Source organism: Rhodobacter sp. Har01 (assembly GCF_020564565.1).
In the GTDB taxonomy this organism is placed as follows: domain Bacteria; phylum Pseudomonadota; class Alphaproteobacteria; order Rhodobacterales; family Rhodobacteraceae; genus Pseudogemmobacter.
This window is the reverse complement of the sequence record NZ_JAJCTD010000001.1, coordinates 393341-408145: the sequence shown is the minus strand read 5'-3', so window position 1 is coordinate 408145 and position 14805 is coordinate 393341. Positions and strand designations below refer to the sequence as shown.

Genomic DNA, 14805 nt, shown 5'->3' with positions numbered 1-14805 from the left:
CGCCAGATGTCACCGGGCGCCGGAATTCGAAGTCGAATTCCGTCCACGATTTCCGACTTCGGAAATCGGGTCACGCCAGGCGGCGAATGGGATCTCGGTTGCAGAAGATCACATACTGACCGGCATTCTCGACGACCGCGTAGCCGCGCCGCTGCATCTCTTGAAGAAATGCTTCGCGACCGACAATGCGCTCAACATCCCGAATCTTGCGGCGAATGACCTCGCCGTTGCGCGCAGCGCGCGATCCGAAAAGCTCGGAATAGAACTGCTGTGGCGTGGCGTGCAGGGCTGAGGTCATGCCGCCAGCCTGCCGCAGCATCGTTAACGAAACGTTATGCCTATTCGGCGACCATCGCCCGCGCGCGCTGGCCTGCCGCCCAGTCGGCACAGGCCGCACCAAAGGCCTGAAACAGCGGCCGCGACACCGGGTCCTCGCCCGCGCGCCACTCGGGGTGCCACTGCACCGACAGCGTGAACCCTGGCGCGTCCCGGACATAGATCGCCTCGGGCGTGCCATCCTCGGCCACCCCGTCAACCACGATCCGCGCCCCCGCCCGGGCGATCCCCTGGCCGTGCAAGGTGTTGGTCATCACCTCATCCGCCCCCATCAGCCGGTGGAACACCCCCCCGGGCGTGAACCGCACCGGATGGCGAAGGGCGAACTGTTCCTCCAGACTGGCCTCGGGCGGCATCCGGTGGTTCATCCGCCCCGGCAACTCGCGGATTTCAGGGTGCAGACTGCCGCCCATGGCCACGTTCAGTTCCTGGAACCCGCGGCAGATGCCGAAGAACGGCTGGCCACGCTCGACGCAGGCCCGGATCAAGGGCAGCGTGATCGCATCGCGGCTGCGGTCAAAAGCGCCATGCGCGGGCGTTTCCTGCTCGCCATAGGCGCTGGGATGCACGTTCGGCCGCCCTCCGGTCAGCAGGAACCCGTCACACAGCGCCAACAGTTCCTCGACCGAGACGTAGCGCGGGTCGGATGGAATGATCAGCGGCAGGCAGCCCGCCACATCGGCCACGGCTTCCGAATTCATCGTGCCCCCGGCATGCACCGGATAGCGGTCGTTCAACGCATAAGCGTTGCCGATGATCCCGACGACTGGACGGCGGCAGGTGAGACAGGACATGCCCGCATTTCCGGAAAGCCCGATTTGGTCGAAGGATACGCCCCTTGACCGCGCCGGTGAAGAGCCAAGCCGCGCACAGCCTGTCTCTTGCCTTGCGAAAGTGCGGACGCTCACCCAACCGTGACTTTCCTTCCAGTTACCGGAGAGTGCGATCCTGTCCGGGCAGACTGGAAGGTAAACCCGGAAGGTAACCCCGATGATCCCGAAGCCCCGCCTCGCCCTTGCCGCCGCCGTCCTTGGCCTGGCCGCCCTGCCGCTTCTGGCCGAAGGCACGATGGACCACAGCGGCCACATGATGACCGGCGCCGAATCCGCCTCGACCCTGGCCTACATGGAGGCCAACATGAAGATGCACACCGGCATGGACATCGCCTTCACCGGCGACGCCGATGTCGATTTCGTGCGCGGGATGATCCCGCATCACCAGGGCGCCATCGACATGGCCCGGGTGGTGCTGGACCACGGCGCCGATCCCGAAGTGCGCAAGCTGGCCGAAGGCGTGATTGCCGCGCAAGAGGCCGAGATTGCCTGGATGACCGAATGGCTGGCAACTCACGGCAACTGAGGGTTCAGCTGCGGGCCTTCAGCCAGGCCTCGGCCACCGCGACCATCCGCGCCCGGCCCATCGGCGGCCCGTGCCCGCCGATGACCAGCCGGCAGTCCAGGCGGCGCAGCCGCTCCATCGTGGCGAAATAGTCCTCAATCGAGGCCCCGGGCAGATCGTCCAAGATCACGTCGTCATAGATCGCGTCGCCCGACAGCAACAGCCCGTCGGCCGGGTCCAGAAGCCCGATGCCGCCGGGCGAATGGCCGGGCAGATGCAGCACGGTGAAGACCCGGTCACCCAGGTCGATCCGGTCGCCCTCAGCGAGGGTCGCCGTCAGGGCGGCGGGCCGCAGGGTCCAGCCTTCCACCGAGACCGCCTCAGCCGGCCCGCCCGGCCAGGTGCGGAACTCCTCTGCGAAGGTCGGACAGCCGGGCAGGCCGGCGAAGCCCACCGCCTCGGAGGCATGGCCGCGGCGATCGGCGAATTCGTGAAAGCCGCCGATGTGGTCGACATGGGCGTGACTGGCGACCGCGATCACCGGCCCGCCCGACAGCGGCAGCGCGGGGCGCAAGGGCACCAGCCCGCAGCCGAAGTCGTACTGCAGGTCGGCGTCGCGGCCTGTCACCGAAACGAAAGCAGCGCGGAACATCGGGTCCACCGCCGGCTCTTCGCCACGCCAGACGCCGGGGGCCACCGCATTCCAGCGAAACCACATCCTGCCCCCCCATTGCGTCGCTTTCAGACTGGCATGGCCCGGCCGGCCCGCCTAGGGTCCGGCCGCATGAGCGAACCCCGCCCCCTGATCGGCATCGGCCTGATGCTTGCCGCCATGGCCATCCTGCCCTTCATCGACGTCCTGGCCAAGGTCCTTGGCCAGGCGGGACTGCCCATTGTCATCGTGGTCTGGGCGCGGGCGGTGTTCGGCTCGCTTGCCACCCTGCCCTTTGCCCTGCGCGCCGCCGGCCCGGCGGTCTTCCGCCCGCAGGCGCCGCTGCACCACCTGGGCCGCGCGCTCTTGCTGTTCGGCGCCACCTTCTGCTTTTTCGAGGCGCTGAAATACCTGCCCATCGCCGATGCGCTGGCGATCTTCTTCGTCAACCCACTGGTGGTGACGCTGCTGTCCGCGCTGGTGCTGGGCGAAAAGGTCGGACCGCGCCGCTGGGCCGCCGTCGCCACGGGCTTTCTTGGCACGCTGGTCATCATCCGCCCCGGCCTCGTCGAGGTGAACCCGGGCACGCTGCTGGCGCTGGCCGCGGGTTTCATGCTGGGCAGCTATTTCGTGATGACCCGCGCCATTGCCGGCAAGGCCGAGGCCTCGGTGCTGACCTTCCAGACCAATGCGCTTGGCGCCCTGCTGCTGACCCTCATCCTGCCGCTGGCCTGGCAGAGGCCGGATTCCGGCCAATGGCTGATGCTGGCCGCGATCGGCATCATCGCCACGGTCGGGCACCTGTTGATCACCCGCGCCTATGAACACGCCGAGGCCTCGCTGCTGGCACCGCTGGCCTTTGCCGAGATCGTCATGGCCACCGCCCTGGGATGGTGGTTCTTCGACGACTGGCCCGATGCCTGGACCTTTGCCGGGGTCGTCATCCTGATCGCTTCGGCGGTCAGCATTTCCTGGCGTGAAAGACGCGCCACGAAGCCCTATGTAGACGGGACCGGACCGGCGGCAGGACTGCCGCATCCCTGAACGGCCACGGCGCAGGACCAAGATGCAAGACCCGAAGGACCAAGACACCGCCGGCGAACCGGTCGCTCCGCCCGGACAGCCGGTGATTCCGGATGCGCTGTGGTCCACGCCCGACGGCCACGCGGCCGAAGACGCCGGCACCCCGCGCCCGCGCCCGCCGCGGCTGACCGAGATCCTGACCGCCTTGGCCGAGGAGCCGGGCCGCGAGCGGGTGGCCATCGCCGACATGCTCGAGACGATGCGCTCGCGTGCCTTCGGGGCGCTGCTGCTGATCTTCGCCTTTCCCAACATCCTGCCGTCGCCGCCGGGGCTTGCCGGCGTGCTGGGCCTGCCGCTGATCTTTCTGTCCACCCAGATGATGCTGGGCAAGTCGCCCTGGCTGCCCGACTTCATCGCCCGACGATCCATGCCGCGGGCAACCTTCGCGGGCATGGTGCAGCGGATCAACCCCTGGCTCGAGCGGGCCGAACGGTTGTTGAAAGCCCGGCTCCAGCCGCTGGCCTGGCCGGCGTCGCAGCGGCTGATCGGCGCCTTGTGCCTGGTGCTGTCCATCGCCCTGGCGCTGCCGATCCCCTTCGCGAACATGGCGCCTTCGGTGGCGATCTGCCTGATCGGGCTGGGCGTGCTGGAACGCGACGGGCTCTGGATCATCCTGGGCATGCTGGCCGCGGCAGGGGCGCTGATCTATGTCGGCGGTCTGGGCTACGCGCTGCTGAAATCGGCGATCTTCGTCATCACCGGGGCGTTCTGACCAGAACGATTTTCGAAGTCGAAAATCGTGGACGGAAATCGACTTCGATTTCCGGCGCCCTGGCGTCAGGCACGGTCCGCAACCACCTGGGCCGCCGCCTCCAGCGCGCCATCGCCATGCGCTATCCCCAAAGCTTTCAGCCCGGCCTCCATCACCGCCAGCACGCCCAGCGTCATATGCGCGTTCACATGTCCCATATGCGCCACCCGCAGCGCCCCCTCGGCCTTCGGGTCCTCGGGCGTGGCCGCGCCGAGGCCGATGCCCAGCGTCACCCCGGCGTGGCGTTCGCACCAGGCGCGCAGCCGCGCCGCATCCGGCGCACCCAGCCGGGCCGCGGTGACCGACCGCCCGCGCCACTCGGGCCGCGGGACGTTCATCGCAATCGCCGGATTGCCTGTGCCCCAGGCCTCGAAGGCCGCCCAGACCACCCGCGCCAGCGCCTCGTGCCGCGCCCAGGCCTGTGCCAGGCCTTCCTCGTGCACCAGCATCGTCAGCGCCTCGCGCAGGCCGTAAAGGTGATGCGTCGGCGCGGTGCCGTCCCAGTATTGCCAGAACTCGGCGGGCTCGGCCCGCGGCCCCCAACGCCAATAGGGCGTCGCCAGGTCGCCCTCGCCGCAGCGCAGCCGCGCCGCCTCGCTGAACCAGACGAAGGCCAGGCCCGGTGGCGTCATCAGCCCTTTCTGGCTGGCCGCCACGGTGACATCCGCGCCCCAGTCGTCCATCCGGTATTCGTCACAGGCCAGCGAGGCGATGCAATCCACCGCCAGCAGCGCCGGGTGCCCCGCGGCATCCATCGCCGCGCGCAGCGCCGGAATGTCGTTGCGCACGGTCGTCGCGGTATCGACATGTGTCGTCAGCACCGCCTTGATCCGGCCTTCCCGGTCGGCCCGCAGCGCCGTTTCCAGCCGGCCCGGGTCCGCCGGCGCCGCGCGGCCGAAGTCCAGAACCTCGACCTCGATCCCCATCTGCCGGGCATGGTTGGCCCAGGACAGCCCGAACTGGCCGGTTGCCAGCACCAGCGCCCGCTCGCCGCGCGAGAACAGGTTGGCATTCGCCGCCTCCCATCCGGCATGGCCGTTGCCGATATAGGCCGCCACATGCGCCGTGGTGCCCGCCACCGCCCGCAGGTCGGGCCACAGGCCCGCCACCATCTCGACCAGAGGCCCTTCGTAGATGTTCGGGCTGCCCCGATGCATGGCGCGCAGCACCCGCTCGGGCATGACCGAAGGGCCGGGGATCGCCAGGTAGGGGTGGCCGTGGGCAAGTGACATGCGATGGGCTCCGTCGTCGCAAAGGCCTGCCATGGCTAGCCCCCCGGTCCCCCCCCGTCAACGTCCGGTGTCAGCGTCCCCCTTTGTCAGCGCCCCCTCAACACCCCCGTCAACGCCCCCCCTTTCAAGCCCCCCAAGCCCCCTCCCTATCAAGCCCCCACATCAAGCCCCCCGCATCAATGCCCCCACATCAAAGCCACCGCATAAAAGCCCCCCTCGTAACCGCCTCCCCCCTGTCAACACCGTCCCGTCAACGCCCTCCCTGCGAAAGCCCCAGCGAACACCCACCCGCGGACGCCTGGCCGCGTGGACGCCCCATGCTTGAGCCGAGGCTCTGCATGGGCTACACCCCCCCGAACCCCAGCCGGACACCCGCCTTGGCCACACTCGACCCATCGCCGCCGCACCTCTTTCGCCGCTACTGGCGCGAATTCCTGCGGCCGCGGTCCGGGATGCTGGTGCTGGCGATGCTGGTCTCGGTCGTCGAAGGCTCGACGCTGGGGGCTTTGTCCTGGCTTCTGGAACCGCTGTTCGATCAGGTCTTCACGCAGCGGTCGGGCGGGCTTCTGCTCTGGGTGGGCCTGGGCATCCTGATGCTGTTCGCGGTCCGCGGCCTGACCTCGATCCTGGGGCGCTGGCTGTTGGCGCGGGTGAACCTGTCCACCGCGGCGGCCATGCAGTCGGCGATGCTGCGCCACCTGCTGACCCTGGACGGCGCCTTCTTCCAGCTGAACCCGCCCGGCACGCTGATCGAGCGGGTGCAGGGCGATACCGTCGCTGCCCAGGGCGGCGCCCAGGTGGTGATCACCGGTGTCGCCCGCGACCTCGTGGCGCTTGTCGGCCTGTTCGCGGTGGCACTGTCGATCGACCCGCGCTGGACGCTCGCCGCGCTGGTGGGCGCACCGCTGCTGATCCTGCCGGCCGCGGCCCTGCGGCGCTACATCCGCCGCAAGACGCTGCAGACGCGCGAACAGGCCGGCCTGCGGGCCACCCGGCTGGACGAGATCTTTCACGGCATCCAGCAGGTCAAGCTGAACCAGATGGAGGATTACCAGGCCGGCCGCTACGACCGCATCGTCGAGCGCATCGTGCGGGCCGAGGTGAAGTCGGCCACCGGCCGCGCCGCCATCCCGGCGCTGGTCGACATCGTCACCGGCATCGGCTTTTTCGCCGTGCTGATGCTGGGCGGCGCACAGGTCGTGGCCGGCGAGCGCACGACCGGCGAATTCATGTCCTTCTTCACCGCCATGGCGCTGACCTTCCAGCCGATCCGTCGGCTGTCGGACATGGCCGGCGTCTGGCAGATCGCCCGCGCCTCGCTCGAGCGGCTCTACGAGCTTTTCGACATCCGGCCGGTGACCCAGCGCCCCGACACCAGCCGCGCCAAGCCCGACCGCCTGCCCCCCGAGATCGTCTTCCAGGATGTCCGCTTCGGCTATGACGACGGCTCGCCGGTCCTGCGCGGGCTGTCGTTCCGGGCCGAGGCGGGCAAGGTCACCGCGCTGGTCGGTGCCTCCGGGGCGGGCAAGTCCACGGTGTTCCACCTGCTTGCCGGCCTGGCGGACCCGGCCGAAGGGCGCATCCTGATTGGTGGCGTGCCGGCCACCGATCTTGCGCTGGCCGACCAGCGCCGGCTGTTTGCCGCCGTCACCCAGGATTCGGCCCTGTTCGACGAGACCCTGCGCGAAAACCTGATCTTCGGCCGCCGCGGCATCGACCCGGTCCGGCTGGACCGCGCGCTGGCCGATGCCAACGCGGTCGAATTCCTGGTCCGCCTGCCGGCCGGACTGGACACTCCCGCCGGCCCGCGCGGCTCGGCGCTGTCGGGCGGGCAGCGCCAGCGCATCGCCATCGCCCGCGCGCTGCTGGCCGAGGCGCCGGTGCTGTTGCTGGACGAGGCGACCTCGGCGCTGGACGCGGCTTCGGAAACCGCGGTCACCAATGCGCTGGACCACGCCCGCGCCGGTCGCACCACCCTGGTCATCGCCCACCGCCTGGCCACCGTGCGCGACGCCGACCGGATCGTCGTGCTGGACGCCGGCCGGGTGGCCGAGGAGGGCACCCACGACGAGCTGCTGGCCCGGGGCGGCCTTTACGCCCGCCTGCACGCCCTGCAATTCCGCGACTGACCCTTTCCTTCCGCGAAGCGCAAGCCCACTATCGGGGCCAAAGGAGTGCCGCATGACCGCCGAGGAAACCCCGGGCCGGATGATCTGGCAGCTGACCGGCAAGGACGTGCTGCCCTTCCTGCAGGGCCTGGTCTCGAACGACGTCCTGCCGCTGGGTCGCGGCCCCGGCCTGGTCTGGGCCGCGCTGCTGACGCCGCAAGGCAAGTATCTGGCCGATTTCTTCCTGGCCCGCCGCGCCGAGGACCCCGAGGGGCACTACCTTCTCGACCTGCCTGCCGCCCTGGCGGAACCGACGCTCCGGCGCCTGATGCTGTATCGTCTGCGCGCCGAGGTACAGATCGCGCCGGCCCCCCTGTGCGTCACCCGCGGCCTGGCCGCTCCCCCTGCCGGGGCCTTTCCCGACCCGCGCCATCCCGCACTGGGCTGGCGCCTCTACGGCGCCCGGGCAGGTGGCCCGGTGCAGACCGACTGGGATGCGCTGCGCGTCGAACATCTGGTGCCGGAATTTCCCGCCGACCTGGTGCCCGACGACAGCTACATCCTTGAAATGGGGTTCGAACGCCTGCACGGCGTCGATTTCCGCAAGGGCTGCTATGTCGGCCAGGAAGTCACCGCCCGGATGAAGCACAAGACCGAGTTGAAGAAGGGCCTGGTGCGGCTGGCCCTGGACGGAACCGCCCTGCCCGGAACGCCGATCACGCTTGAGGACGGGCGCGAGGCCGGGCGGCTGGGCACCGTGTCCGGCAGCCGGGCGCTGGCGCATCTGCGCTTCGACCGGATCGACGCACCGCTTGTCGCCGGAACCGCGCGGCTCCGCAGGACCTGACGCGCGCAGCCCCCCGCGCCGGTGCCACCTGCAAAAACGCGGAAATCGTTTCCAAATGGTTGACAGGTGGGGCCCCAGCCCCATATGTGGCATTTCCTGCCTTCCCGTAACGACTAGATACTGTGGTGACCCGGGACTGCCATGCTTGGATTGCATGGCTGTTATTCCAAACCGGAAACCCCGAATCGTGACCAAAACGTTACAAGCGCAGGGCGCGGGGAAAAACAAGACCAAGACCGGAATTCAAGGAACCTGTGATGCTGGATTCGATCGACAGCACGGCCTTCAACTTCGAACAGGGGACGCGCACCCGCAAGCTTTTTGCGGCGGTGGTGCTTGCGGCCCTGGACGATGCGATCGCCGACGACAAGAAATATGGCAACGGACCGGAACAGATTGCCCGCTGGGCGCGCTCGCGCGACGGGCGCGAAGTCTTGTCCTGCGCCGGGATCGACCCCAACGAACGTGTCGTGAAGGGGCTGATGGATTTCGTCTCCAAGGGCGTGCGCACCTCTGTCGCGCTCAGCCGCGAGGAATCCGAGCGCCGCGCCGCGCTGGAAGCCGAGCAAGCCGAAGCGGCCTGAAGCTCAGGTCAGGCCACAAGGTCAAGGCGCGCCCGCGGGCGCGCCTTTTTCTTTTCCGGAATCGCGGAGGCGCGCATCGGGGCGGCATCGGCCTGTTTCACCCGGGGGCGCGCATTGGCCGTTTCACCCGGGGACGGGCATCGGGCCGTTTCATCCCGGGGCGGGCTGCGGCCAGTCTCACCCGGGCGCAGGCATCGGGGCCGTTTCACCCGGGGGCAGGCTGCGGCCTGTCTCACCCGGGGGCGGGCATCGGGCTATTTCGTCCGGCCAGGTCGCCTATTCGAATTCGCGAGACGCCAGCGCGCGGTTCACTTCGATCCGCACCAGCTTGCGGACATTTCGGGTGATCCGTTCCCCCAGGGTGCCCGCCAGTTCCGCGCGGATGATCTGACGCACCATGTCGCGCAGCTGATCCTCATCCACCTGCACCGGCGCAGCCGCCGAGGCCGGCTCTGCCGTGACGCCCGCAACCTCATCGTTGCGGGTGTCCGCTTCGACGGCGGCGCCAGAGGCGGCAATCGACTCGACCACACTCGCCGCGATGGCCGCTTCCACGATCTGACCGAGGCCCGCCTCGGACAGGGCGTCGGCGGCATCAGGGAACGGCTCGGCCACCGGCTCGGCCAACGGCTCGGCGACTGGTTCGGCCACCGGCTCGGCGACCATTTTGACGACCGGTTCGGGCGCGGCCAGCGCCGTCTCTGCAAGCGCGGAAGACCGCGACAGGTGATCGGGTTCGGGTTCGGGTTCGGGCGCCGGCACGGCTGCCGGCCCTGCAACCTCAGGCGCGGGCGCGGGCGCGGTCGCGGCGGCCTCGGGCATGGCGGCGGGTGCGGGCGCGACCGAATGCCGGCGATGGGCGACGAACGGAACCGGCGCTTCCGGCGCCCAATCCTCTTCCGTCTCCAGCCAGGCGACCTCGGGCATCGTCTGGGCGGTCCAGTGGCCGCGCACCGCTGCCGGCGGCGGCGACGCGGGTGCGGTTTCCAGGTCCTCGACATAGGCGGGGTCCGGCGCGCCGGGGGCCGACCATTCGGCCTCATCCGCCGCGGCAAAGACTTCGTCCCAGGCGGTTGGCTCGGCCTCGGGCGGGGCGACCACTTCGCCCGTCAGCGCGGCATCGGGCAAGCCGGACGGGGCCGACCCGGCGTCGTCCTCAGCCTCGGGGACACGCTGAGACGGGGTCAGGATCAGCTTTTCCGCAGGGTCAGGCTCCGGTCGCTTTGCCGGGCGCGCCGGGGCGGCGGCGGCGCGCGGGGTGATGCGGAAATCCTCGGACACCAGCCGACGGATAGAGGACAGCACGTCCTCGATCTCGTGCGAAGTCAGGGAACCCGCCATGTTCTGCTGCCCGTTCATGCTGCTCTGCGACTTTCCGGGCAGTTTAGTCTTAACCAGATGCCCATACAAGAAATTGGCGCAACAGCCGTTAAGAAATAGTGAATTTCGCTCCGGGCGACGCCGGAATTGCGGGCCGGGTCAGTTGCCGATCTTCTTCAGGATTTCGTCCAGCTTGCGGCCCTGGGCCGAGGTCGCCGGCGCGTTTCTCACCGCGTCGTAATAGGCCTCGGGGTCATAGGTCGGAATGCCCAGCTTCAGGTGATCGACGGTCAGCAGGCCCATGGCCGACAACACCCGGTAAACCGCCACGTAGCGGCCGGCCTCGGCCTCCAGCCGGGCGGCGCGGGCGTCCAGCAGTTCCTGCTCGGCGTCCAGCACGTCCAGTGTGGTACGGGCGCCCAGGTTGGCCTCTTCGCGGATGCCGTCAAAGGCCGATTGCGCAGCCCGGATCTGTCGGTCCGAGGCCTCGATCGAGGCGCCGAAGACCGCCAGGTTGGCCCAGGCGATGCCCAGGTTCTGCTCGATCAGGACAACGCTCTGGCGCAGCCCCGCGCGCGCGGCTTCGTGCTGCGCCAGCGCCTTGCGATACAGCGCGGACAGCTTGCCGCCGGCGTAGATCGTCTGTTTCAGCGACAGGCCCACCTGGCCGCTCAGCCGCTCTTGCGAAAAGGAATTGCCCAGGCTGACGCCAAGGCCCAGCGTCGGCTTCATCGCCGCCTCGGCCAGCTTGACGGCAAGATCGGCCACCGTGACCTGATGCTGCGCCTGGCGGATCGCGGGGTGGGTCTTCATCGCCACCGCGCGCGCCTCGTCGATCGTCTTGCCGATCTTCGGGCTGGGAGGCAGCGCGGCCAGACGGCCCGGATAGGCGCCCGTCGCGGCCTTGTAGGCCTCGCGCGCGATCATCAGATCGCCCTCCGCCGCGGCCAGCGACGACCGGGCGGCCGCCAGCCGCGCCTCGGCGATGGACACGTCGGTCCGGGTGATCTCGCCGACGTCGAACCGGTCCTGCGCGGCGCCCAGCTCCTGCGAGATCAGCCGCGTGTTCGACTGCCGCAGCGCGACGATCTCTGCGGCCAGCTTGACATCGACATAGGCCTGCACCGCGGCCAGCAGCACGTCCTGCTCGATGCCGACCAGGGCCTGCCGGGTGGCCTTGACCGACTCTTCGGCGATGTCGATCTGCAAACCGGTGCGACCGAAGTCGATCAGCATCAGCTCGGCCGAAAGCGAAATCGAGGTGTCCAGCGTGTCGGTCTTGACCCGCACCGCGCCGGAATTGTCCTGCGCGAAGCTGCGGCCCCAGTTGACCACGAAGCCGATCACCGGTCGCAAGGCCGAAACGGCGACGGCCACATCCTCGTCCGCGGCTCGCAACAGCGCCTCGTTCTGGTCCAGGAGATGCGAGTTGCGGTAGGCCGCGATCAGCGCGTCGGTCAGGGTTTCGGCCCTTGCCGGCACCGCCGCCGAGACTGCCGCCGTGACCGCCGCCGCGCCCAGGATCATCGCCTTCAGCCACATCCGCATTCCGACCGTCCTTCTGCCGTGCCGCCCCCTGAGGGACGTCTTACAAAACGAATTCCCGCCGCGCGGCAAAACCGGACAGGACCGGCGCCGTCGCATTGAAGGCATCGCGCCAGACCAGGTGGCCGTCGCGCTTGTGACCGATCCGCACGGTGCCCAGGGCGCCCTCGACGAAGACCGCCGCGATGCGGCCGCCGTCCTTGAGCTGCCCGGCCACCGCCGCAGGCAAGGCCTCGACCCCGCCCTGCAGCGTGATCACGTCATAGGGGCCGTGTTTCGCCGCGCCCTGCGCCAGCGGCGCCGTCACCACCACCGCGTTGTCCACGCCTTCCTCGGACAAAAGCCGCTGCGCCTCGGCCGCCAGCGCCTCGTCGTCTTCGACCGCGACCACCGTCTCGGCCAGCCGGGCAATGACCGCCGCCGAATAGCCCAGGCCGCAGCCCAGGTCCAAGACCAGCTCGTCAGGCTGGATGTCCAGCGCATCCAGCATCTTGGCCAGCGTCCGCGGGTCCAGCACCACGCGGCCGGGGGCGATCTCGACATTGGTGCCGGCATAGGCCGCCTCGCGCCGGTCGCCCGGCACATAGACCTCGCGCGGGACCGCAAGCATCGCCTCGATGATCGGGAACTTGGTCACATCCGACGGCCGGACCTGAGTATCCACCATCAGCACGCGCCGGTTCTCGTAATCGGTCATTCTGAACCCTTCGGTTTAGATTGTGCCTGTTGAATGTATTGCCATATCCCCGCCCGCGGGGCAACAGCGATCCTGGGCCTTTCTGACGCAGACCGCAGGGATATGCCAGCCCCCAAGGCCGTTTCACACAGAATCCCCGGCCCCCGTGCCGCAGGGACCGGGCCGCCGGTGCATCCGGTTCCGTCGCCGCGGCCGTTACACCAGCCGCGGCCGCGCCGGCATCCGCGCCACCTTGCCCTTGGTCAGAGCGCCGCGCACGGCTTCGGCAATGTCGGCCGCCGTCAGGCCCGCCCAAGCATACATCTGCGCCGGGCTGGCCTGGTCGATGAACCGGTCCGGCAGCATCAGCGTGCGCACGACGCGGCCGCGGTCCAGCCCGCCGGTCGCGGCCAGGTGATGCAGAACCTGCGCCCCGAAGCCGCCGGAAGATCCCTGCTCCAGCGTGAACAGCGCGGCGTGGTGCTCCATCAACTGCTCGATCAGCGCCTGGTCCAGCGGCTTGGCAAAGCGCGCATCGGCCACCGTGACCGAGATGCCCTCGGCCGCCAGCACCTCGGCGGCGGCCAGCGCCTCGCCAAGATGCGCGCCGAAGGACAGGATCGCCGCATCGGTGCCTTCGCGCACCACCCGCCCCTTGCCGATCTCAAGCGGCACGCCGCGGGCCGGCATCTCGACACCCGCGCCCTCGCCCCGCGGATAGCGAAAGGCGATCGGGCCGGCGTCGAACTCGACCGCGGTGGCCACCATGTGGACCAGTTCCGCCTCGTCGCCGCAGGCCATCACCACCATGTTCGGCAGGTTCGCCAGCATCGCGGTATCGAAGGCGCCGGCATGGGTGGCGCCGTCCTGGCCCACCAGCCCGGCCCGGTCGATGGCAAAGCGCACCGGCAGGTTCTGCAAGGCCACATCATGCACGATCTGGTCATAGCCGCGCTGCAGGAAACTGGAATAGATCGCGCAGAACGGCCGCATCCCGGCGGCCGCCAGCCCGGCGGCGAAGGTCACGCCGTGCTGCTCGGCGATGCCCACATCGAACACCCGGGCCGGAAACCGGCTGGCCATGATGTCCAGGCCGGTGCCGCCCGGCATGGCGGCGGTGATCGCCACGATGCGCGGGTCGCGCGCGGCCTCTTCGGTCAGGGTGTTGCCGAACACCGTGGTATAGGACGGTGCGTTCGACTTCGACTTCACCTGCGCGCCGGTGACGATGTCGAACTTGCCCACGCCATGATACTTGTCGTCGGCGCCTTCAGCCGGGGCATAGCCCTTGCCCTTGGTGGTAACGGCATGAATCAGCACCGGCCCGCGCGCCCGCGCCCGGGCGGCGCGCAGGGTGGTCAGCAACTGGCCCATGTCGTGGCCATCGACCGGGCCGACGTATTCGAAGCCGAATTCCTCGAACAGGGTGCCGCCGCCGGGCATCCCGGTCACCATCTGGCGGGCGCGGCGCGCCCCTTCGCGCACCGGCCCCGGCAGATGCGCCTCGAACCCCTCGGCCGCGGCCTTGAGCATGGCAAACGGCCCCTTGGCCGCGATGTCGTTCAGATAGCGCGACAGCGCGCCCACCGGCGGGGCGATCGACATGTCGTTGTCGTTCAGGATCACGAACATCCGGGTCTTCAGGTGGCCGGCGTGGTTCAGCGCCTCATAGGCCATGCCGGCGGTGATCGAGCCGTCGCCGATGACTGCGATGGTGTCGCCCACCGGCATTCCCAGCTCGCGGCCCACGGCAAAGCCCAGCGCTGCGCTGATCGAGGTCGAGGAATGCGCCGCGCCGAAGGGATCGTATTCCGATTCCGACCGCTTCGTGAAACCGGACAGCCCCCCCGCCTGCCGCAAGGTCAGCATGCGGTCGCGGCGGCCGGTCAGAATCTTGTGCGGATAGCACTGGTGGCCGACATCCCAGATCAGCTTGTCGCGCGGGGTGTCGAAGACGGCGTGGATCGCCACGGTCAGTTCGACCACGCCCAGCGACGATCCAAGGTGGCCTCCGGTCTGGCTGACCACCTCGACGGTCTCGCGCCGCAGTTCGTCGGCCAGGCGGGCAAGCTCGCCGTCGGTCATTGATTTCAGATCGCCGGGGCTGCCGACCCGGTCAAGGATCGGCTTCGATGATACTGCCTCGCTCATGGCTGCGTCCTCCGATGAGCCGCCCCGTCTGCGGGGCCGGAATGAAAAAAAGTGCCGTGTGGAAGGCTCCACACGGCACCAGTCCCTGTCGCCAACAGGAAGGGAACCGGGCTGTGGTTGCGCCCCGGATCCGGGCCGGCGAAATGGCCCGAACGGCGATTGCAAAGGGCGGCGTCCCGAAG

14 protein-coding genes are annotated in these 14805 nt (G+C 69.2%); 6 read left to right on the top strand and 8 right to left on the bottom strand.

What is annotated here, in order from left to right:
* Window positions 1-70: 70 nt before the first annotated feature.
* Both LHP98_RS01955 and LHP98_RS01950 read right to left on the bottom strand, forming a co-directional pair.
* Window positions 71-298 carry an N-(5'-phosphoribosyl)anthranilate isomerase gene (locus LHP98_RS01955; protein ID WP_227250811.1) on the bottom strand — a complete coding sequence of 76 codons (228 nt, stop codon included), beginning with the start codon at window positions 296-298 and terminating at the stop codon, window positions 71-73.
* 40 nt (window positions 299-338) lie between these two features.
* Window positions 339-1130 (bottom strand): gamma-glutamyl-gamma-aminobutyrate hydrolase family protein, encoded by a 792-nt coding sequence (locus LHP98_RS01950; RefSeq protein WP_227250810.1) that lies wholly within the window; start codon window positions 1128-1130, stop codon window positions 339-341.
* Between the two features lie 196 nt (window positions 1131-1326).
* Here LHP98_RS01950 and LHP98_RS01945 point away from each other — a divergent pair, with 196 nt between their 5' ends.
* Window positions 1327-1695, top strand: coding sequence for a DUF305 domain-containing protein (locus tag LHP98_RS01945; RefSeq protein ID WP_227250809.1), 369 nt, complete (start codon window positions 1327-1329; stop codon window positions 1693-1695).
* Between the two features lie 4 nt (window positions 1696-1699).
* On the opposite strand, the gene LHP98_RS01940 is transcribed toward LHP98_RS01945, so the two are convergent.
* Complete coding sequence (locus LHP98_RS01940; RefSeq protein WP_227250808.1) at window positions 1700-2392, bottom strand: MBL fold metallo-hydrolase; 693 nt, start codon at window positions 2390-2392, stop codon at window positions 1700-1702.
* Between the two features lie 66 nt (window positions 2393-2458).
* Here LHP98_RS01940 and LHP98_RS01935 point away from each other — a divergent pair, with 66 nt between their 5' ends.
* Complete coding sequence (locus tag LHP98_RS01935; RefSeq protein WP_227250807.1) at window positions 2459-3370, top strand: DMT family transporter; 912 nt, start codon at window positions 2459-2461, stop codon at window positions 3368-3370.
* Between the two features lie 22 nt (window positions 3371-3392).
* On the top strand, window positions 3393-4121 hold the full coding sequence (locus LHP98_RS01930) for an exopolysaccharide biosynthesis protein (protein ID WP_227250806.1): 729 nt from the start codon (window positions 3393-3395) through the stop codon (window positions 4119-4121).
* 65 nt (window positions 4122-4186) lie between these two features.
* Here the strand turns inward: LHP98_RS01930 and LHP98_RS01925 are convergent, their stop codons facing one another.
* Window positions 4187-5392, bottom strand: coding sequence for a pyridoxal-phosphate-dependent aminotransferase family protein (locus LHP98_RS01925; protein WP_227250805.1), 1206 nt, complete (start codon window positions 5390-5392; stop codon window positions 4187-4189).
* 338 nt (window positions 5393-5730) lie between these two features.
* Here LHP98_RS01925 and LHP98_RS01920 point away from each other — a divergent pair, with 338 nt between their 5' ends.
* The 3 genes from LHP98_RS01920 (at window position 5731) to LHP98_RS01910 (ending at window position 8931) form a co-directional block, all read left to right on the top strand.
* Entirely contained in the window at window positions 5731-7521 is a 1791-nt protein-coding gene (locus tag LHP98_RS01920; RefSeq protein WP_413687372.1) for an ABC transporter ATP-binding protein, read from the top strand.
* Between the two features lie 52 nt (window positions 7522-7573).
* Window positions 7574-8347, top strand: a complete 774-nt coding sequence (locus tag LHP98_RS01915; protein ID WP_227250804.1) for a YgfZ/GcvT domain-containing protein — start codon at window positions 7574-7576, stop codon at window positions 8345-8347.
* Between the two features lie 257 nt (window positions 8348-8604).
* Window positions 8605-8931: a DUF6280 family protein gene (locus tag LHP98_RS01910; protein ID WP_227250803.1), complete on the top strand. Its 327-nt coding sequence runs from the start codon at window positions 8605-8607 to the stop codon at window positions 8929-8931.
* Window positions 8932-9207: 276 nt separating this feature from the next.
* Here LHP98_RS01910 and LHP98_RS01905 read toward each other — a convergent pair whose 3' ends face one another.
* The 4 genes from LHP98_RS01905 to dxs form a co-directional block, all read right to left on the bottom strand.
* Entirely contained in the window at window positions 9208-10272 is a 1065-nt protein-coding gene (locus LHP98_RS01905; protein ID WP_227250802.1) for a hypothetical protein, read from the bottom strand.
* A gap of 138 nt (window positions 10273-10410) precedes the next feature.
* Window positions 10411-11793 carry a TolC family outer membrane protein gene (locus LHP98_RS01900; RefSeq protein WP_413687475.1) on the bottom strand — a complete coding sequence of 461 codons (1383 nt, stop codon included), beginning with the start codon at window positions 11791-11793 and terminating at the stop codon, window positions 10411-10413.
* Between the two features lie 46 nt (window positions 11794-11839).
* A complete protein-coding gene (locus LHP98_RS01895) occupies window positions 11840-12493 on the bottom strand; it encodes a protein-L-isoaspartate O-methyltransferase family protein (RefSeq protein WP_227250800.1) in 654 nt (217 codons plus the stop codon).
* A 195-nt stretch (window positions 12494-12688) separates the two neighbouring features.
* The gene (gene dxs / locus LHP98_RS01890) at window positions 12689-14623 is read right to left on the bottom strand and encodes a 1-deoxy-D-xylulose-5-phosphate synthase (protein WP_227250799.1); all 1935 of its coding nucleotides are present in this window, start codon (window positions 14621-14623) and stop codon (window positions 12689-12691) included.
* Between the last annotated feature and the right edge of the window lie 182 nt (window positions 14624-14805).